Source organism: Paenarthrobacter sp. AR 02, assembly GCF_021538675.1.
Taxonomy (GTDB): Bacteria; Actinomycetota; Actinomycetes; order Actinomycetales; family Micrococcaceae; genus Arthrobacter.
This window is the reverse complement of sequence record NZ_JAJUKH010000012.1, coordinates 116,136-130,609: the sequence shown is the minus strand read 5'-3', so window position 1 is coordinate 130,609 and position 14,474 is coordinate 116,136. Positions and strand designations below refer to the sequence as shown.

Annotated in this window: 13 protein-coding genes; 6 read left to right on the top strand and 7 right to left on the bottom strand. The window is 63.4% G+C overall.

Annotated features, from left to right (window positions below):
• The first annotated feature begins 259 nt into the window (after window positions 1-259).
• Genes tkt through pgl form a run of 6 tightly spaced genes read left to right on the top strand, consistent with a single transcriptional unit; the run spans window position 260 to window position 8,483 of the window.
• Complete coding sequence (gene tkt, locus LRQ04_RS18335) at window positions 260-2,377, top strand: transketolase (protein WP_235521768.1); 2,118 nt, start codon at window positions 260-262, stop codon at window positions 2,375-2,377.
• 31 nt (window positions 2,378-2,408) lie between these two features.
• Complete coding sequence (tal, locus tag LRQ04_RS18330) at window positions 2,409-3,527, top strand: transaldolase (RefSeq protein WP_235521735.1); 1,119 nt, start codon at window positions 2,409-2,411, stop codon at window positions 3,525-3,527.
• A gap of 6 nt (window positions 3,528-3,533) precedes the next feature.
• Window positions 3,534-5,165: a glucose-6-phosphate isomerase gene (locus LRQ04_RS18325; protein WP_235521734.1), complete on the top strand. Its 1,632-nt coding sequence runs from the start codon at window positions 3,534-3,536 to the stop codon at window positions 5,163-5,165.
• 15 nt (window positions 5,166-5,180) lie between these two features.
• A complete protein-coding gene (zwf, locus tag LRQ04_RS18320) occupies window positions 5,181-6,737 on the top strand; it encodes a glucose-6-phosphate dehydrogenase (RefSeq protein WP_235521733.1) in 1,557 nt (518 codons plus the stop codon).
• Window positions 6,734-7,675 carry a glucose-6-phosphate dehydrogenase assembly protein OpcA gene (locus LRQ04_RS18315; RefSeq protein WP_235521732.1) on the top strand — a complete coding sequence of 314 codons (942 nt, stop codon included), beginning with the start codon at window positions 6,734-6,736 and terminating at the stop codon, window positions 7,673-7,675. The genes zwf and LRQ04_RS18315 overlap by 4 nt, the downstream gene beginning before the upstream one ends.
• Window positions 7,665-8,483, top strand: a complete 819-nt coding sequence (gene pgl / locus LRQ04_RS18310) for a 6-phosphogluconolactonase (RefSeq protein WP_235521731.1) — start codon at window positions 7,665-7,667, stop codon at window positions 8,481-8,483. Before LRQ04_RS18315 ends, pgl begins: the two co-directional genes overlap by 11 nt.
• On the opposite strand, the gene LRQ04_RS18305 is transcribed toward pgl, so the two are convergent.
• The 7 genes from LRQ04_RS18305 to whiA form a co-directional block, all read right to left on the bottom strand.
• On the bottom strand, window positions 8,436-8,831 hold the full coding sequence (locus tag LRQ04_RS18305) for an RNA polymerase-binding protein RbpA (protein ID WP_235521730.1): 396 nt from the start codon (window positions 8,829-8,831) through the stop codon (window positions 8,436-8,438). The genes pgl and LRQ04_RS18305 overlap by 48 nt on opposite strands.
• 164 nt (window positions 8,832-8,995) lie before the next feature.
• Window positions 8,996-9,253 carry a preprotein translocase subunit SecG gene (secG, locus tag LRQ04_RS18300; RefSeq protein WP_211712625.1) on the bottom strand — a complete coding sequence of 86 codons (258 nt, stop codon included), beginning with the start codon at window positions 9,251-9,253 and terminating at the stop codon, window positions 8,996-8,998.
• A gap of 36 nt (window positions 9,254-9,289) precedes the next feature.
• Complete coding sequence (gene tpiA, locus LRQ04_RS18295; protein ID WP_235521729.1) at window positions 9,290-10,105, bottom strand: triose-phosphate isomerase; 816 nt, start codon at window positions 10,103-10,105, stop codon at window positions 9,290-9,292.
• A 75-nt stretch (window positions 10,106-10,180) separates the two neighbouring features.
• Window positions 10,181-11,407 (bottom strand): phosphoglycerate kinase, encoded by a 1,227-nt coding sequence (gene pgk, locus LRQ04_RS18290; protein WP_235521728.1) that lies wholly within the window; start codon window positions 11,405-11,407, stop codon window positions 10,181-10,183.
• 9 nt (window positions 11,408-11,416) lie between these two features.
• Entirely contained in the window at window positions 11,417-12,427 is a 1,011-nt protein-coding gene (gene gap, locus LRQ04_RS18285) for a type I glyceraldehyde-3-phosphate dehydrogenase (protein ID WP_235521727.1), read from the bottom strand.
• A 270-nt stretch (window positions 12,428-12,697) separates the two neighbouring features.
• Complete coding sequence (locus tag LRQ04_RS18280) at window positions 12,698-13,321, bottom strand: superoxide dismutase (RefSeq protein ID WP_211712622.1); 624 nt, start codon at window positions 13,319-13,321, stop codon at window positions 12,698-12,700.
• Window positions 13,322-13,493: 172 nt separating this feature from the next.
• Window positions 13,494-14,474, bottom strand: coding sequence for a DNA-binding protein WhiA (whiA, locus tag LRQ04_RS18275; protein WP_235521726.1), 981 nt, complete (start codon window positions 14,472-14,474; stop codon window positions 13,494-13,496).

Below are 14,474 nucleotides of genomic sequence, written 5' to 3'. Positions count from 1 at the left end.
CATATAAGGGAATTTCTGTCCAGTTAATGGGATTCCCTGAGTTCCATGACACGTTTGGGGCTAAGCTGGTGAGCAGATCAGCACACGTTGACCATCCGGGAAACCGTATTCTCGGATATCCGTGCGTCTGGATGAGAGATCAACGTTTCAATGGTGAACGGCTGGTAGACACATTGCAGCGGGCGCCATCCTGTGCTTCCTGCGTGCTGTCCGTACGCCTGCCGTCAGCACAGAGAGGGGCTCGGTTTTCGTGCCACATTTGGAAGAGCAAGAACTGTCATGGACCGATCTGGACAAGAAGGCTGTTGACACCGTTCGCGTGTTGGCCGCCGATGCCGTGGAGAAGGTCGGTAATGGCCACCCTGGTACGGCAATGAGCTTGGCTCCGGCAGCGTACCTGCTGTTCCAGAAGCTGATGCGCCACGACCCGAAGAACCCGGACTGGATCGGCCGCGACCGTTTCGTCCTGTCCCCCGGCCACACATCGCTGACGCTCTACATCCAGCTTTTCCTCTCCGGCTACGGCCTGGAACTGAAGGACCTTGAGGCGTTGCGCACCTGGGGTTCCTTGACCCCGGGCCACCCCGAGTACAAGCACACCGCCGGTGTGGAGATCACCACCGGCCCGCTCGGCCAGGGCCTCGCGTCCGCCGTCGGGTTCGCCTACTCGCAGCGCCGCCAGCGCGGCCTGTTCGACGCCGATGCTCCCGCCGGCGAATCGCCGTTCGACCACACCATCTGGGTGATCGCATCCGACGGCGACCTGCAGGAAGGCGTCACGTCCGAAGCATCCTCGCTGGCCGGGCACCAGGAACTGGGCAACCTCGTAGTGATCTACGACGAGAACCACATCTCCATCGAAGACGACACCGACATCGCCTTCACCGAGGACGTCCTCAAGCGCTACGAAGCCTACGGCTGGCACACCCAGCGCGTGGACTGGACCAAGACCGGCGACTACGTCGAAGACGTCCAGGAACTGTACTCGGCCCTGCAGGCTGCGAAGGCTGAGACGAACAAGCCGTCCATCATTTCCCTGCGCACCATCATCGGCTACCCGGCCCCGAAGAAGCAGAACACGGGCAAGATCCACGGCTCCGCCCTGGGCGCCGAGGAAGTCGCAGCGCTCAAGACGGTGCTCGGTTTCGACCCGGCCAAGTCCTTCGACGTTGACGAAGAAGTCCTGGCCCACGCCCGCAAGGTCCTGGACCGCGGCGCTGAGTCGCGTGCCGCCTGGCAGACCTCGTTCGAGGCATGGCAGGCCGCCAACCCGGACGCTGCTGCCCTGCTGGAGCGCGTTGAAGCCAAGAAGCTTCCCGTTGGCATTGACGCCGCACTTCCGGTGTTCGAAGCCGGCAAGGATGTATCCACCCGTGCCGCCTCCGGCAAGGTCCTGAACGCCATCGGCCCGGTCCTTCCCGAACTCTGGGGCGGCTCCGCCGACCTCGCCGAGTCCAACAACACCACCATCGAAGATTCGCCGTCGTTCATCCCGACGTCGCGTTCCACGGAGGCTTGGAAGGGCAACCCGTACGGACGTGTCCTGCACTTCGGTATCCGTGAGCACGCTGCCGCGTCGATCGTGAACGGTATCTCCCTGCACGGCCGCACCCGGGCATTCTCCGGTACGTTCCTGATCTTCAGCGACTACCAGCGCCCGGCCATCCGCCTCGGCGCACTCATGGGTGTTCCGTCCCTGTACGTCTGGACCCACGATTCCATCGGCCTGGGCGAAGACGGACCTACCCACCAGCCCGTCGAGCAGCTCGCGTCGCTGCGCGCCATCCCGGGCCTGGACGTTGTCCGCCCCGGCGACGCCAACGAGGTCTCTGCCGCATGGAAGGCCATGCTGGAGAACCACGAGAACCCGGCCGGCATCGTGCTCACCCGCCAGAACATCCCCACCTACGCCCGCGGCGAAGGCGAGGCTGCCGGTGACACCTTCGGCTCCACCGCAGGTGTTGCCAAGGGTGGCTACGTCCTGGCCGAAGCCTCCAAGGACGGCGAGACGGTCGACCCGCAGGTGATCCTGATCGGCACCGGTTCAGAGGTCCAGCTCGCGGTCGCTGCCCGCGAAGCCCTGCAGGCCGAAGGCATCGCTGCCCGCGTGATTTCCATGCCCTGCGTTGAATGGTTCAACAAGCAGGACGAAGCCTACCGCGAGTCCGTCCTTCCCGCGTCCGTAAAGGCCCGCGTTTCCGTTGAGGCCGGCCTGGCATTGGGCTGGAAGGAATTCGTCGGCGACGCCGGCCGTTCCATCTCCCTGGAACACTTCGGCGCCTCCGCTGACTACAAGCGGCTCTTCAACGAGTTCGGCATCACCGCCGAAGCCGTTGCCGCCGCAGCCAAAGACTCCCTCGCGGACACCAACGCGTAACAGTCTGAACCCCAAAACAGGAGAAAAACACATGTCTACTACTCCCACGCAGCAACTCTCCGACGCCGGCGTTTCGATCTGGCTCGATGACCTCTCCCGTACACGCCTTGAGACCGGCACCCTGCAGAAGCTGATTGACGAGAAGAACGTGGTTGGCGTGACAACCAACCCGTCCATCTTCCACGCCGCCATCACCGCCGGTACCGACTACGACGCAACCATCGCCGCCAAGGCCGCTGCCGGCGCCAGCGTCGAAGAGACCATCTTCGAAATCACCACAACGGATGTTGCGGACGCCTGCGATCTGTTCGCACCGATCGCCGCTGCCACCAACGGTGTCGATGGCCGGGTCTCCATCGAGGTGGATCCCCGCCTCGCCTGGGACACCGAGGGAACCATCGCCGAAGCCAAGAACCTCTACGCCAAGGTCAATAAGGACAACGTCCACATCAAGATCCCGGCAACCCTGGAAGGCCTGGAAGCCATCACGGCAACCTTGGCCGAGGGAATCAGCGTCAACGTGACCCTGATCTTCTCCCTGGAGCGCTACCGCGCCGTCATCAACGCTTTCCAGTCCGGCCTGGAGCAGGCCAAGGAGAACGGCCACGACCTCTCCAAGATCCACTCCGTGGCTTCCTTCTTCGTCTCCCGCGTTGACTCCGAGATCGACAAGCGCCTCGACGCCATTGGCACCGAGGAGGCCAAGGCACTCAAGGGCAAGGCAGGCGTAGCCAACGCACGCTTGGCCTACCAGGTCTACGAAGAGCTCTTCTCCACCGAGCGCTGGGCAGTACTGGCCGAGGCCGGGGCCCTGCCCCAGCGGCCGCTGTGGGCGTCCACGGGCGTCAAGGACCCGGCATACCCGGACACCCTTTACGTCACCGAGCTCGTTGCCGCCGGAGTGGTCAACACCATGCCGGAGAAAACGCTCGACGCTACGTTCGACCACGGCGTCGTCACCGGGGATACCATCACGGGAACCTACGACGAAGCGAACGAGACCCTCAACGCCCTCGAAGCACTGGGAGTCTCCTACAACGACGTCGTCACCCTCCTGGAGACCGAAGGCCTCGAGAAGTTTGTTGGCTCCTGGAAGGAACTCCTCGCCGACGTCGAAGGCGCACTCGTCACCGCACGGAAGGCTTCCTAACCCACTATGAGCACAATCAGCTACGACGCCAGCGGTGCCGCCCAGCAGGCCATCGCCCAGCACATCGACGGCCTGGTCGAGGAAAAGATCGCCACGCGGATTTTCGCCAAGGACCACACACTGTGGGGCCCCGATGCGGAGTCCGAGTCGGCGATCCGCCTCGGCTGGGTAGAAGCCGCCACTGTGTCCCAGGCCTTGGTCGCGGACATCCTGGAACTTCGCGATTCCCTCCGTGCCGAAGGAGTCTCACGCATTGTCCTCTGTGGCATGGGTGGCTCGTCCTTGGCTCCCGAGGTTATTGCCGGCACCGCCGGCGTCGAGCTGACCGTGCTGGACAGCACCGACCCCGAACAGGTAGGTGCTGCCCTGGCTGACCGGCTGGAGGAGACGGCCATCGTCGTTTCCTCCAAGTCGGGCTCCACCGTTGAAACCGACTCACAGCGGCGCGTATTCGAGAAGGCGTTCACAGACGCCGGCATCGATGCCAAGAGCCGCATCGTTATCGTCACCGATCCTGGTTCCCCCTTGGACAAGGCATCCCGCGAGGCAGGCTACCGCGCGGTGTTCAACGCCGATCCCAACGTCGGCGGCCGGTTCTCTGCGCTCACTGCTTTTGGCCTGGTTCCTTGTGGCCTTGCCGGAGTGGACATCCAGGCGTTCCTGGATGAAGCCGAGGAAGCAGCCGAGATCCTCAACGAGGACTCGGCAGACAACATCGGCCTGGCTTTGGGCAGCGCCCTGGGCGGCACCAACCCCCTTCGCAACAAGATCGTCATTGCAGAGGACGGCTCCGGCATTGTTGGCTTTGCCGACTGGGCTGAACAGCTCATTGCGGAATCCACAGGCAAGCTGGGGACCGGTCTCCTGCCGGTCGTGGCCGGTCCTGAATCCCCGGAGGCCCTCAACGGAGCCGAGGATGTCCTGGTGGTTCGGCTGGTAGGTGCCGATGCCGACGTCGAACTTCGCGAAAACGAGGTTGCAATCGCCGGCGGACTGCCCACCCAGATGTTCGTCTGGGAGTTTGCCACCGCGGTTGCCGGCCGTCTTTTGGGCATCAACCCCTTTGACCAGCCCGACGTCGAAGCCGCCAAAGTGGCTGCCCGCGGCCTGCTTGATGCCCGCCCGGAGCCCACACCTGCCGCGTTCACCGACGGTGTGGTGGAGGTTCGCGGTGGCGACTGGCTCGGCTCGGCCTCAACCGTGGCCGAAGCCGTTCAGGCGCTTCTGGACCAGCTCGGCGCTGACGGTTACCTGAGCGTCCAGGCGTACCTGGACCGCATTTCCTATGCTCCCCTCGAAGGTGTCCGGGATGAACTTGCTGCTGTGAGCGGCCGCCCTGTCACGTTCGGCTGGGGTCCGCGTTTCCTGCACTCCACGGGCCAGTTCCACAAGGGCGGACCGGCCATCGGCGTGTTCCTGCAGGTCACCGCCGCCGCATCCACAGATCTTGAAATCCCGGAGCGTCCGTTCACGTTCGGCCAGCTCATCGCGGCGCAGGCGTCGGGTGACGCCCAGGTCCTTGAAGGACACGGACGTCCCGTGCTGCGCCTGCACCTCACCGAGCGCGCCGCAGGTGTAGCGCAGCTCCAGGATGTCGTCGCTGCGCTTGCCGGCCAGGCCAGCGCACTCGAAAGCTAAGGCACAATACACAACATGCCAGAAACTGAAAACGGCAGGAAGAACGCCGGCCTGCGGAACCCCTTGCGGGATCCGCGGGACCGGCGCCTGAACCGCATCGCCGGGCCTTCGTCGTTGGTGTTCTTCGGAGTCACCGGCGACCTCGCCCGTAAGAAACTCATGCCCGCGGTCTACGACCTCGCAAACCGTGGCCTGCTCCCTCCCAGCTTCGCTTTGGTGGGCTTCGGCCGGCGTGAGTGGGACAACGCCGACTTCGCCGCTGAGGTGAAGGAAAACGTCAAGGCCAACGCCCGGACAAAGTTCGATGAAGGGGTCTGGGAGCAGCTTGCGTCCGGTATCCGCTTTGTCCAAGGCGAATTCGACGACGACGACGCTTTCGAGCGCCTCGGCGACGTCCTGGACGAACTTGACGAGACACGTGGTACCCGCGGCAACCATGGTTTCTATCTGTCCATCCCACCCAAGGCTTTCGAACAGGTGTGCCGCCAGCTGTCCAAGCATGGCTTGGCCCAGGCCAAGCCCGGCCAGTGGCGCCGTGTGGTCATTGAGAAACCGTTCGGCCACGACCTGGAATCCGCGCGGCAGTTGAACGACATTGTCGAATCGGTGTTCCCGCCGGACGCCGTGTTCCGGATCGACCATTATCTGGGCAAGGAGACGGTGCAGAACATTCTCGCCCTGCGCTTCGCGAACCAGTTGTTCGAGCCGCTCTGGAACGCCAACTACGTTGACCACGTCCAGATCACCATGGCCGAAGACATCGGCACAGGGGGCCGTGCAGGCTATTACGACGGCGTGGGTGCTGCCCGTGACGTCATCCAGAACCACCTGTTGCAGCTTCTGGCCCTGACGGCCATGGAAGAACCCATCTCCTTCAACGCCGATGACCTGCGCGCTGAGAAGGAAAAGGTCCTCGCCGCCGTCAAGCTGCCCGAAGACCTGTCCACCCATTCGGCGCGTGGGCAGTTCACCGGCGGTTGGCAGGGCGGCGAGGAAGTCCTCGGATACCTGGACGAGGACGGTATCCCCGCCGACTCCAAGACCGAGACCTACGCTGCGATCCGGGTGGACATCAACACCCGCCGTTGGAACGGTGTTCCGTTCTACCTGCGTGCGGGCAAGCGCCTGGGCCGTCGCGTCACCGAGATTGCCGTGGTGTTCAAGCGTGCACCAAACCTGCTTTTCCGTGACCACGGTGAGGACGACTTCGGCCAGAACGCCGTGGTGATCCGCGTCCAGCCAGATGAGGGCGCCACGATCCGTTTCGGGTCAAAGGTACCGGGCACCCAAATGGAAGTCCGCGACGTCACCATGGACTTCGGGTACGGACACTCCTTCACGGAGTCCAGCCCCGAAGCGTACGAACGCCTCATCCTGGACGTGCTGCTGGGCGAGCCGCCACTGTTCCCCCGGCACCAGGAAGTCGAACTGTCATGGAAGATCCTCGACCCGTTCGAGGATTACTGGGCCGGGCTCGACGAACAACCGCAACCCTACGCCCCCGGCAGTTGGGGGCCGGCCTCGGCCGACGCCCTGCTGGCACGTGACGGACGAACCTGGAGAAGGCCATGATCGTAGATCTTCCCGATACCACCACTTCCAAGATCTCCAAGAAGATCATGTCGCTCCGTGAACAGGGCGGCGTGATCGCCCTGGGCCGCGTCCTCACCTTGGTGGTCGTCACCAAGTCCGGGCAGGAAGAGGAAGCCATCGAGGCAGCCAACGAAGCCAGCCGGGAACACCCCTGCCGGATTATCGTGCTCGCTGACGCCGGCGTTGAAGGCCCTGACCGCCTGGACGCGCAAATCCGCGTCGGGGGCGACGCCGGCGCGTCGGAGGTCATTGTCCTGCGCGGACACGGCCACATGGCCCACGAAAGCGAATCGCTGGTCAACGCTTTGCTGCTTCCGGATGCCCCCATCGTTGCCTGGTGGCCGCACGGTGCACCGGAGAGCGCGTGCGAGACGTCGATCGGCCGCATTGCGCACCGCCGGATCACAGACTCGGCCAACGAACCCGATCCTCGCCTGGCGCTGGAGAACATCCGGTCCACGTACAAGGCCGGCGACACCGACCTCGCGTGGACGCGCCTGACCAACTGGCGCATGCAATTGGCCGCAGTCTTCGACCAGGTGGACGGAGACCCCGTTTCGGCCATTGCTGTCGAGGGTGCCTCGGATTCTCCCAGTACGTTGCTGCTCGCTGCGTGGTTGAGCCTTGCCCTGCAGGCCCCTGTCACGATTGTGGCCGATCCGGCAGGCACCGGCATTCGCCGGGTACGCCTGACGCGTGCCAGCGGTGACGTGCAGTTGTTCCGTCCCGGCCTGTCCGTGGCGGAACTGACCCAGCCCGGTCAGCCGGCCCAGCGCATCACACTTCCCCGCCGGAGCCTCAAGGACTGCCTGGCCGAGGAACTGCGTCGTCTCGATCCCGACGAAGTCTTCGGAGAAGTGATTACGATGGGACTGCCACTTACCAGTCCGAGGAGAGTCCAGACCAGTGCACGCTGAGCCAAGAGTAAGCATCCACCCCGACTCCAAGGTGTTGATGGCCGCCATTGCGGCCCGCCTGATCACCAAGCTCGTGGACGTCCAGGACAAACACGGTGAAGCCACGGTAGTCCTGACAGGCGGCACTGTTGGCATTGGAACGTTGAAGGCAGTGGCCGACTCGGCTGCGGCTCCCGCGGTGGACTGGTCGAAGGTCAACTTCTGGTGGGGCGATGAGCGTTTCGTTTCTGCGGACAGCGATGACAGGAACACCCGCCAGGCACACCAGGCTCTGTTGTCCCACCTGGATGTGGATCCGGCCCGTGTCCACGAACCCGGTTCGACCGACCAGTTCGCTTCCTCCGAGGAAGCAGCTGCTGCCTACGCCGATGAGCTCAAGGCTGCCGCTGAAGCGGAACACGCAGCAGACATGTCCGATGACAGGCCGGAGCGCCCGGGAGTACTCCCCCGATTCGACATCCTTCTTCTCGGCGTTGGCCCGGACGCGCATGTGGCGTCGCTGTTCCCTGAACAGGCGGGCATCCGGGAGAAGACCCGCACGGTGGTAGGCGTCGAGAACTCGCCGAAGCCGCCGCCGTCGCGCATCTCGCTGACGCTTCCAGCCATCAACACCGCCCAGGAAATCTGGATGGTGGTGGCCGGTGAGGACAAGGCCGGTGCCGTTGGGTTGGCCCTGGCCGGCGCCAACCCGGTACAAGTCCCGGCAGCGGGCCCTGTGGGCCGTTCGAGGACGCTGTGGCTTATCGACGAGAACGCAGCGTCACGTGTCCCCCAGCAACTTGTCCGGAAGGACCCCGCGGGCGCGTAACCGCTCCAACGCTCCAGCCAGGACCACTTCAGCGTCCTGGCTGGAGCGTCGCTCTTTAACGTAGTCCAAGTGCGATTTGAAGATTTCGTCCTCCGGCCTCAACGAGACAGGATGGCTGGGGTCCCTGGAAGCAGGAAGCCCACATTTGGGGCAGTCCCAGTACTTGGGTATCTGCTCTTCCGGAAGCTTCAGGAACACCAGTTGCGTTTCGTGGCCCTTGGCGCACCAATACGGCACGCGGATGCGGGGCAGCTGTTGCCCTTCGCCATGGTCGCTGTGATTTCTTGGTGCGGATCCTTGGGCGACCCCTACTCGAGTGCCCCGGTAACCGGGCGTGCCATGAACCATTTTCGAACCCCTAGCGAGTCGGTGGTCGGCCGTCACGGCCCTGCAGGCCTTGCGGCCGACACGCCAATTCTAATCCGGGGAGCCCGACGGCGGCACTGCTGTTTGGTGCGGATCAAGAAAAAAGGGGAGGCTCCCGTGAAGGAACCTCCCCTGTTCAGGGACGACTAGGAGTCGCCACCTGAAGCAAAACGCATGATCAGGCCCAAGCCAATGATGACTACGCCCCAGGTAATTCCGAGAATAATGGTGAAGCGGTTCAGGTTGCGCTCGGCAACACCTGAGGAGCTCAAACCCGAGCTCATGCCGCCACCAAACATGTCGGACAAACCGCCGCCACGTCCCTTATGCAGGAGGATGAGCAACGTCAGCAGGAGGCTGGTGATGCCCAGCAGGATCTGCAGAATGACTTGAAGAACGTCCACGACGGCCTTTCGAAGAAGCGGAAATCGGGAGCCGGACTAGTCGGTGACCAGGTGGTTCTCGAACCTGACAATGTTAGCAAACTCCGCCGGGTCCAGGCTCGCGCCACCCACAAGCAAACCGTCAACGTCGGTTTCAGCCATGATGGCCGCAGCGTTGTTGGCCTTGACGGAACCGCCATACAGCAACCGCGTCTTGGACGCGACGGTTTCGTCAAACAGCACCGCAAGCTCGGCACGGATGGCGGCACACATTTCCTGTGCATCCTCAGGACCGGCTACTTCCCCGGTTCCGATGGCCCAGACGGGCTCGTAGGCAACGACGAGCTCAGCAGCCTGTTCGGCGGTGAGACCCTCAACGCCGGCCCGCAGCTGGGCCAAAGTGTGTTCGACGTGCGTTCCGGCCTGGCGGACTTCCAAGCCTTCTCCCACGCACAGCACCGGGGTGACGCCGTGGCGGAAGCCTGCCTTGACCTTGGCGTTCGCGACTTCGTCGGACTCGTTGTGGATGGTGCGGCGCTCACTGTGACCCACCAGGACGTAGGCGCAGCCCAGCTTGTTGAGGAACTGACCGGAGATATCGCCGGTGTAAGCGCCGGAGTCGAACTGGGACAGGTCCTGGCCGCCGTAAACGATTTCCAGGTCGTCGCCCTGAACCAAGGTCTGGACGCCGCGGAGATCGGTGAACGGAGGGAAGACGGCTACCTCTACCCGGTTGTAGTCGTGCTTGGCGTCGGACAGGGTCCAGGCGAGCTTCTGCAGCAAGGTGATGCCCTGGACATGGTCCATGTTCATCTTCCAGTTGCCGGCGATGAAGGGTTTGCGAACGAAGTTGCCGTTGGCAGAGGTAGTCACATGAACTCCAAAGATTACGTTGTGATGTGGAACGGCCGGCAGGACGCATAGGCGTCCTGCCGGCCGGTTTGGTGCTTAGCGGTCCAGGACGCTGAGCCCCGGAAGTTCCTTGCCTTCAAGGTATTCCAGGCTGGCGCCGCCACCGGTAGAGATGTGGCCGAACTGCGAATCGTCAAAGCCGAGGGTGCGAACCGCGGCCGCTGAGTCGCCGCCGCCCACCACTGTGAAGGCCACAGTGTCGGTGAGCGCCTGCGCGATGGCACGGGTGCCGGCAGAGAAGGCCTCAAATTCGAAGACGCCCATGGGGCCGTTCCAGAAGACGGTCTTGGCTCCCTCGATTTGTGCTGCGAAAGCCGAGGCCGTTTCGGGTCCGATGTCCAGGCCGATGCCGGAAGCTCCGAAAGAGCTTTCTTCAATGGCATCGGCCCTGACAACCTCGTGGTCGGCATCCGCTGCGAAGCGGCTGGCTACCACCACGTCAGTTGGAATGACAAACGACGTTCCGGCGTCGGCGGCACGGTTGAGGTAGTCCTGGACGACAGGGATCTGGTCTTCCTCCAGGAGGCTTGCTCCAACCTTGTGCCCGGCAGCAGCCAGGAAGGTGAACAGCATGCCGCCGCCAACCAGAATGGTGTCAGCCTTGCCCAGCAGGTTGTCGATGACAGCCAACTTGTCGGAGACCTTGGAACCGCCGAGGACCACGACGTAAGGGCGCTGCGTGTCGCTGGTCAGTTTCCGAAGAACTTCAACCTCGGTGTGGACGAGGTCGCCCAGGTAAGAGGGCAGCCGCGTGGCGACGTCGTAAACGCTGGCGTGCTTGCGGTGTACCGCACCGAAAGCATCGTCCACGAACGCACCGTTGCCACCTGTCAGTGCAACGAGTTCGTCAGCGAACGCGCCGCGCTCGGCATCGTCCTTGCTGGTTTCCCGGGCGTCAAAGCGAACGTTTTCGAGGACCAGCACGTTCCCGTCCTGCAAGCCACTGGCAAGCTCCTTGGCGGAGGCGCCAACGGTATCCTTGGCGAGCTGCACGGAGAAGTCCGCGAGTTCAGCCAGGCGGTCCACTGCCGGCTTCAGGGAGTACTTTTCCTCGGGGGCACCCTTGGGGCGGCCGAGGTGGGCGGTTACGAGCACACGGGCACCGGCGTCCGAGAGCTTCTTGATGACCGGCAGGGACGCTTTGATGCGGCCGTCGTCGGTCACTGTAGAGCCGTCGAGCGGCACATTCAGGTCACTTCTGACCAGAATGTACCGCCCGCGGACACCTTCAGCGATGAGTTCGTTGAGGGTGTGAGATGTCATGTGTCTACCCTAGCCCAGCTTGGATGCGACGAGCTCCGTGAGGTCGACGAGGCGGTTGGAGTAACCCCACTCGTTGTCATACCAGGAAACAACCTTGACCTGGTTGCCGATGACTTTGGTGAGGCCGGAGTCGAAGATGGACGACGCCGGGTCGCCAACGATGTCCGAGGACACGATCGGAGCGTCCGTGTAGGAGAGGATGCCAGCCCACTGTTCGGACTCTGCTGCGGCCTTCACTGCGGCGTTGACTTCCTCGACCGTGACTTCGCGGGAAACCGTCACCGTGAGGTCCGTTGCGGAACCGGTGGGGACGGGAACGCGAATGGCGTAGCCGTCGAGCTTGCCCTTGAGTTCGGGCAGGACGAGGCCGATTGCCTTGGCCGCACCGGTGGAGGTGGGAACCATGTTGATGGCTGCTGCACGGGCACGGCGGAGATCGCCGTGCGGGCCGTCCTGCAGGTTCTGGTCGGCCGTGTAGGCGTGGACCGTGGTCATGAGGCCACGCTCGATGCCGAAGGCGTCGTTGACGACCTTGGCCAGCGGGCCGAGGCAGTTGGTGGTGCAGGATGCGTTGGAGATGATGTTGTGCGCTGCAGGGTCGTAGAGTTCGTGGTTCACGCCCATCACGATCGTGATGTCTTCGTCGCTGGCAGGTGCCGAGATGAGGACCTTCTTGGCTCCGGCGTCGATGTGCTTCTGCGCTGCGGCGGCCTTGGTGAAGAAACCGGTGGACTCGATAACGATGTCCACGCCCAGCTCGCCCCACGGAAGGTTCGCGGGATCGCGCTCTGCCAGGACCTTGATCGACTTACCGTCGACAACCAGGCTTCCATCGACAACTTCCACGGTCTGGGCGAGGCGTCCACCGACGGAGTCGTACTTCAGGAGGTGGGCGAGGGTCTCGGGGCTGGTGAGGTCGTTGACTGCGACGATCTCAAGGTCTGCGCCCTGGGCCAGTGCTGCGCGGAAGTAGTTACGGCCGATGCGGCCGAAGCCGTTGATACCAATACGGGTGGTCACTATGTGTCAATCTCCTTGGTGCTCTTGCAAGCACGCCTAGTGAGTCGGATCAGATATTTCCAACTAACAGACCCCGCACGCCGTTGGGCAGAGGTGATTATCAGATCGGAGGGCGACCAGCCACGTTGCTGAAGGCTAACCGCCTTCCGTGATCCATCTTACGTTTAACTAAGCCTGCCCCCGCAACTGCGGAGGCAGGCTTTTCAGCATTTAGCCGGAATTCACGCTAAAAGTGACTTTTGTTACATCTGCGTGAACCCTTGCTCACCACTAGAGGACGATGAGGCCCGTGGCGTTGGTGCGTGCGGCTTCGAAGCGCTTGGCGACGTCTGCCCAGTTTGCGATGTTCCAGAAAGCCTTGACGTAGTCAGCCTTGACGTTGACGTAGTCCAGGTAGAAGGCGTGCTCCCACATGTCCAGCATCAGCAGCGGGGTGGTGCCGAGCGCAACGTTGCCCTGCTGATCGTAAAGCTGCTCGATGACCAGGTTTCCGCCGATGGGCTCGTAGGCAAGGAATGCCCAGCCCGAACCCTGCAGGGCCAGAGCAGCAGCGCTGAACTGTGCGCGGAAGGCATCGAAGGAACCGAAAGCGTCGTCGATGGCTGCTGCCAGTTCACCTTCGGGCTTGTCGCCGCCGTCCGGGGAGATGTTGTTCCAGAATACGGAGTGGTTGATGTGGCCACCGGTGTGGAACGCGAGGTCCTTGGAGAGGCGGTTGATGTTGGCGAAGTCGCCCTTGTCGCGTGCTTCTGCGAGCTGGGAGAGCGCGTTGTTCGCGCCTGCGACGTAGGCCGCATGGTGCTTGCTGTGGTGCAGCTCCATGATCTTTGCCGAAATGTGCGGCTCGAGTGCTGCGTAGTCGTAGCCGAGCTCGGGCAGAACGTACTCTGTCACGAAATCCTCCAATGTAATGGACTGACGTCCGGGTTGGTAACTCGTTATTTCATCCGGCCAGCGGACCGGCCGGAAATCCTTGGCGAAGAAGCCTGCTCCTGCGTCCACCGGGAACAACCCGCCGGGCCCTCACAGTATTTCCTCCGCACTTTTTCGATTCTATGGGTGTGGCCTACTCGTCCATCATTTCGGGAGTCACATTTGCCTCGGTGCCCGGGATACCCAGGTCCAGGGCGCGCTTGTCAGCCATGGCCAACAGGCGGCGGATACGACCCGCGATGGCGTCCTTGGTCATGGGCGGATCAGCGAGCCGGCCCAGTTCGTCCAGGCTTGCCTGCTTATGGGCAACGCGGAGCTCCCCCGCGTACTTCAGGTGGTCCGGAACGTCGTCGCCAAGGATCTCCAGGGCACGGTCCACCCTTGCGCCGGCCGCAACGGCAGCCTGGGCCGAGCGGCGCAGGTTGGCGTCATCAAAGTTGGCAAGCCTGTTGGCCGTGGCCCTGACTTCCTTGCGCATCCGACGTTCCTCCCAGACCATCAGGGCATCGTGGGCCCCCATACGGGTCAGGAGGGTGGCGATGGTGTCACCATCACGGATGACAACGCGGTCCACGCCGCGCACTTCGCGGGCCTTGGCCTGGATTCCCAGGCGCCGGGCCGCACCCACCAGGGCAAGGGCCGACTCCGGCCCGGGGCAAGTAACTTCAAGGGATGACGAACGTCCCGGCTCCGTAAGGGACCCGTGCGCGAGGAAAGCGCCACGCCAGACAGCCTCGGCGTCAGCTGCTGAACCGTTGACGACAACCGATGGGAGCCCCCGGACCGGGCGGCCACGCCCATCCAGCAGGCCCGTCTGGCGGGCCAGTGCCTCGCCGTCCCGGACTACCCGGACAACGTAGCGGCTCCCGCGGCGCAGGCCGCCCCCGGAAACAACGATGATTTCACTTTGGTGGCCGTAAACCTCGGCAATCGCAGCGCGCAGGCGCCGCGCCGTGGAGGCGAGGTCCACCTCCGCCTCAATGACGATGCGCCCGGAGATGATGTGCAAGCCGCCCGCAAAGCGCAGCATTGCCGAAACCTCGGCCTTGCGGACCGAAGATTTCTTGATGTCCAGCCGGGACAGTTCGTCCTTGACCGACGCAGTAAGTGCCAT

What these genes read in the sequence shown, in the direction of transcription:
- LRQ04_RS18305 (WP_235521730.1), bottom strand. Translation starts at nt 8,831, where the DNA reads ATGGTTCATGGCACGCCCGGTTACCGGGGCACTCGAGTAGGGGTCGCC.
- zwf (WP_235521733.1), top strand. Translation starts at nt 5,181, where the DNA reads ATGCCAGAAACTGAAAACGGCAGGAAGAACGCCGGCCTGCGGAACCCC.
- whiA (WP_235521726.1), bottom strand. Translation starts at nt 14,474, where the DNA reads ATGGCACTTACTGCGTCGGTCAAGGACGAACTGTCCCGGCTGGACATC.
- LRQ04_RS18315 (WP_235521732.1), top strand. Translation starts at nt 6,734, where the DNA reads ATGATCGTAGATCTTCCCGATACCACCACTTCCAAGATCTCCAAGAAG.
- pgk (WP_235521728.1), bottom strand. Translation starts at nt 11,407, where the DNA reads ATGACATCTCACACCCTCAACGAACTCATCGCTGAAGGTGTCCGCGGG.
- LRQ04_RS18325 (WP_235521734.1), top strand. Translation starts at nt 3,534, where the DNA reads ATGAGCACAATCAGCTACGACGCCAGCGGTGCCGCCCAGCAGGCCATC.
- tal (WP_235521735.1), top strand. Translation starts at nt 2,409, where the DNA reads ATGTCTACTACTCCCACGCAGCAACTCTCCGACGCCGGCGTTTCGATC.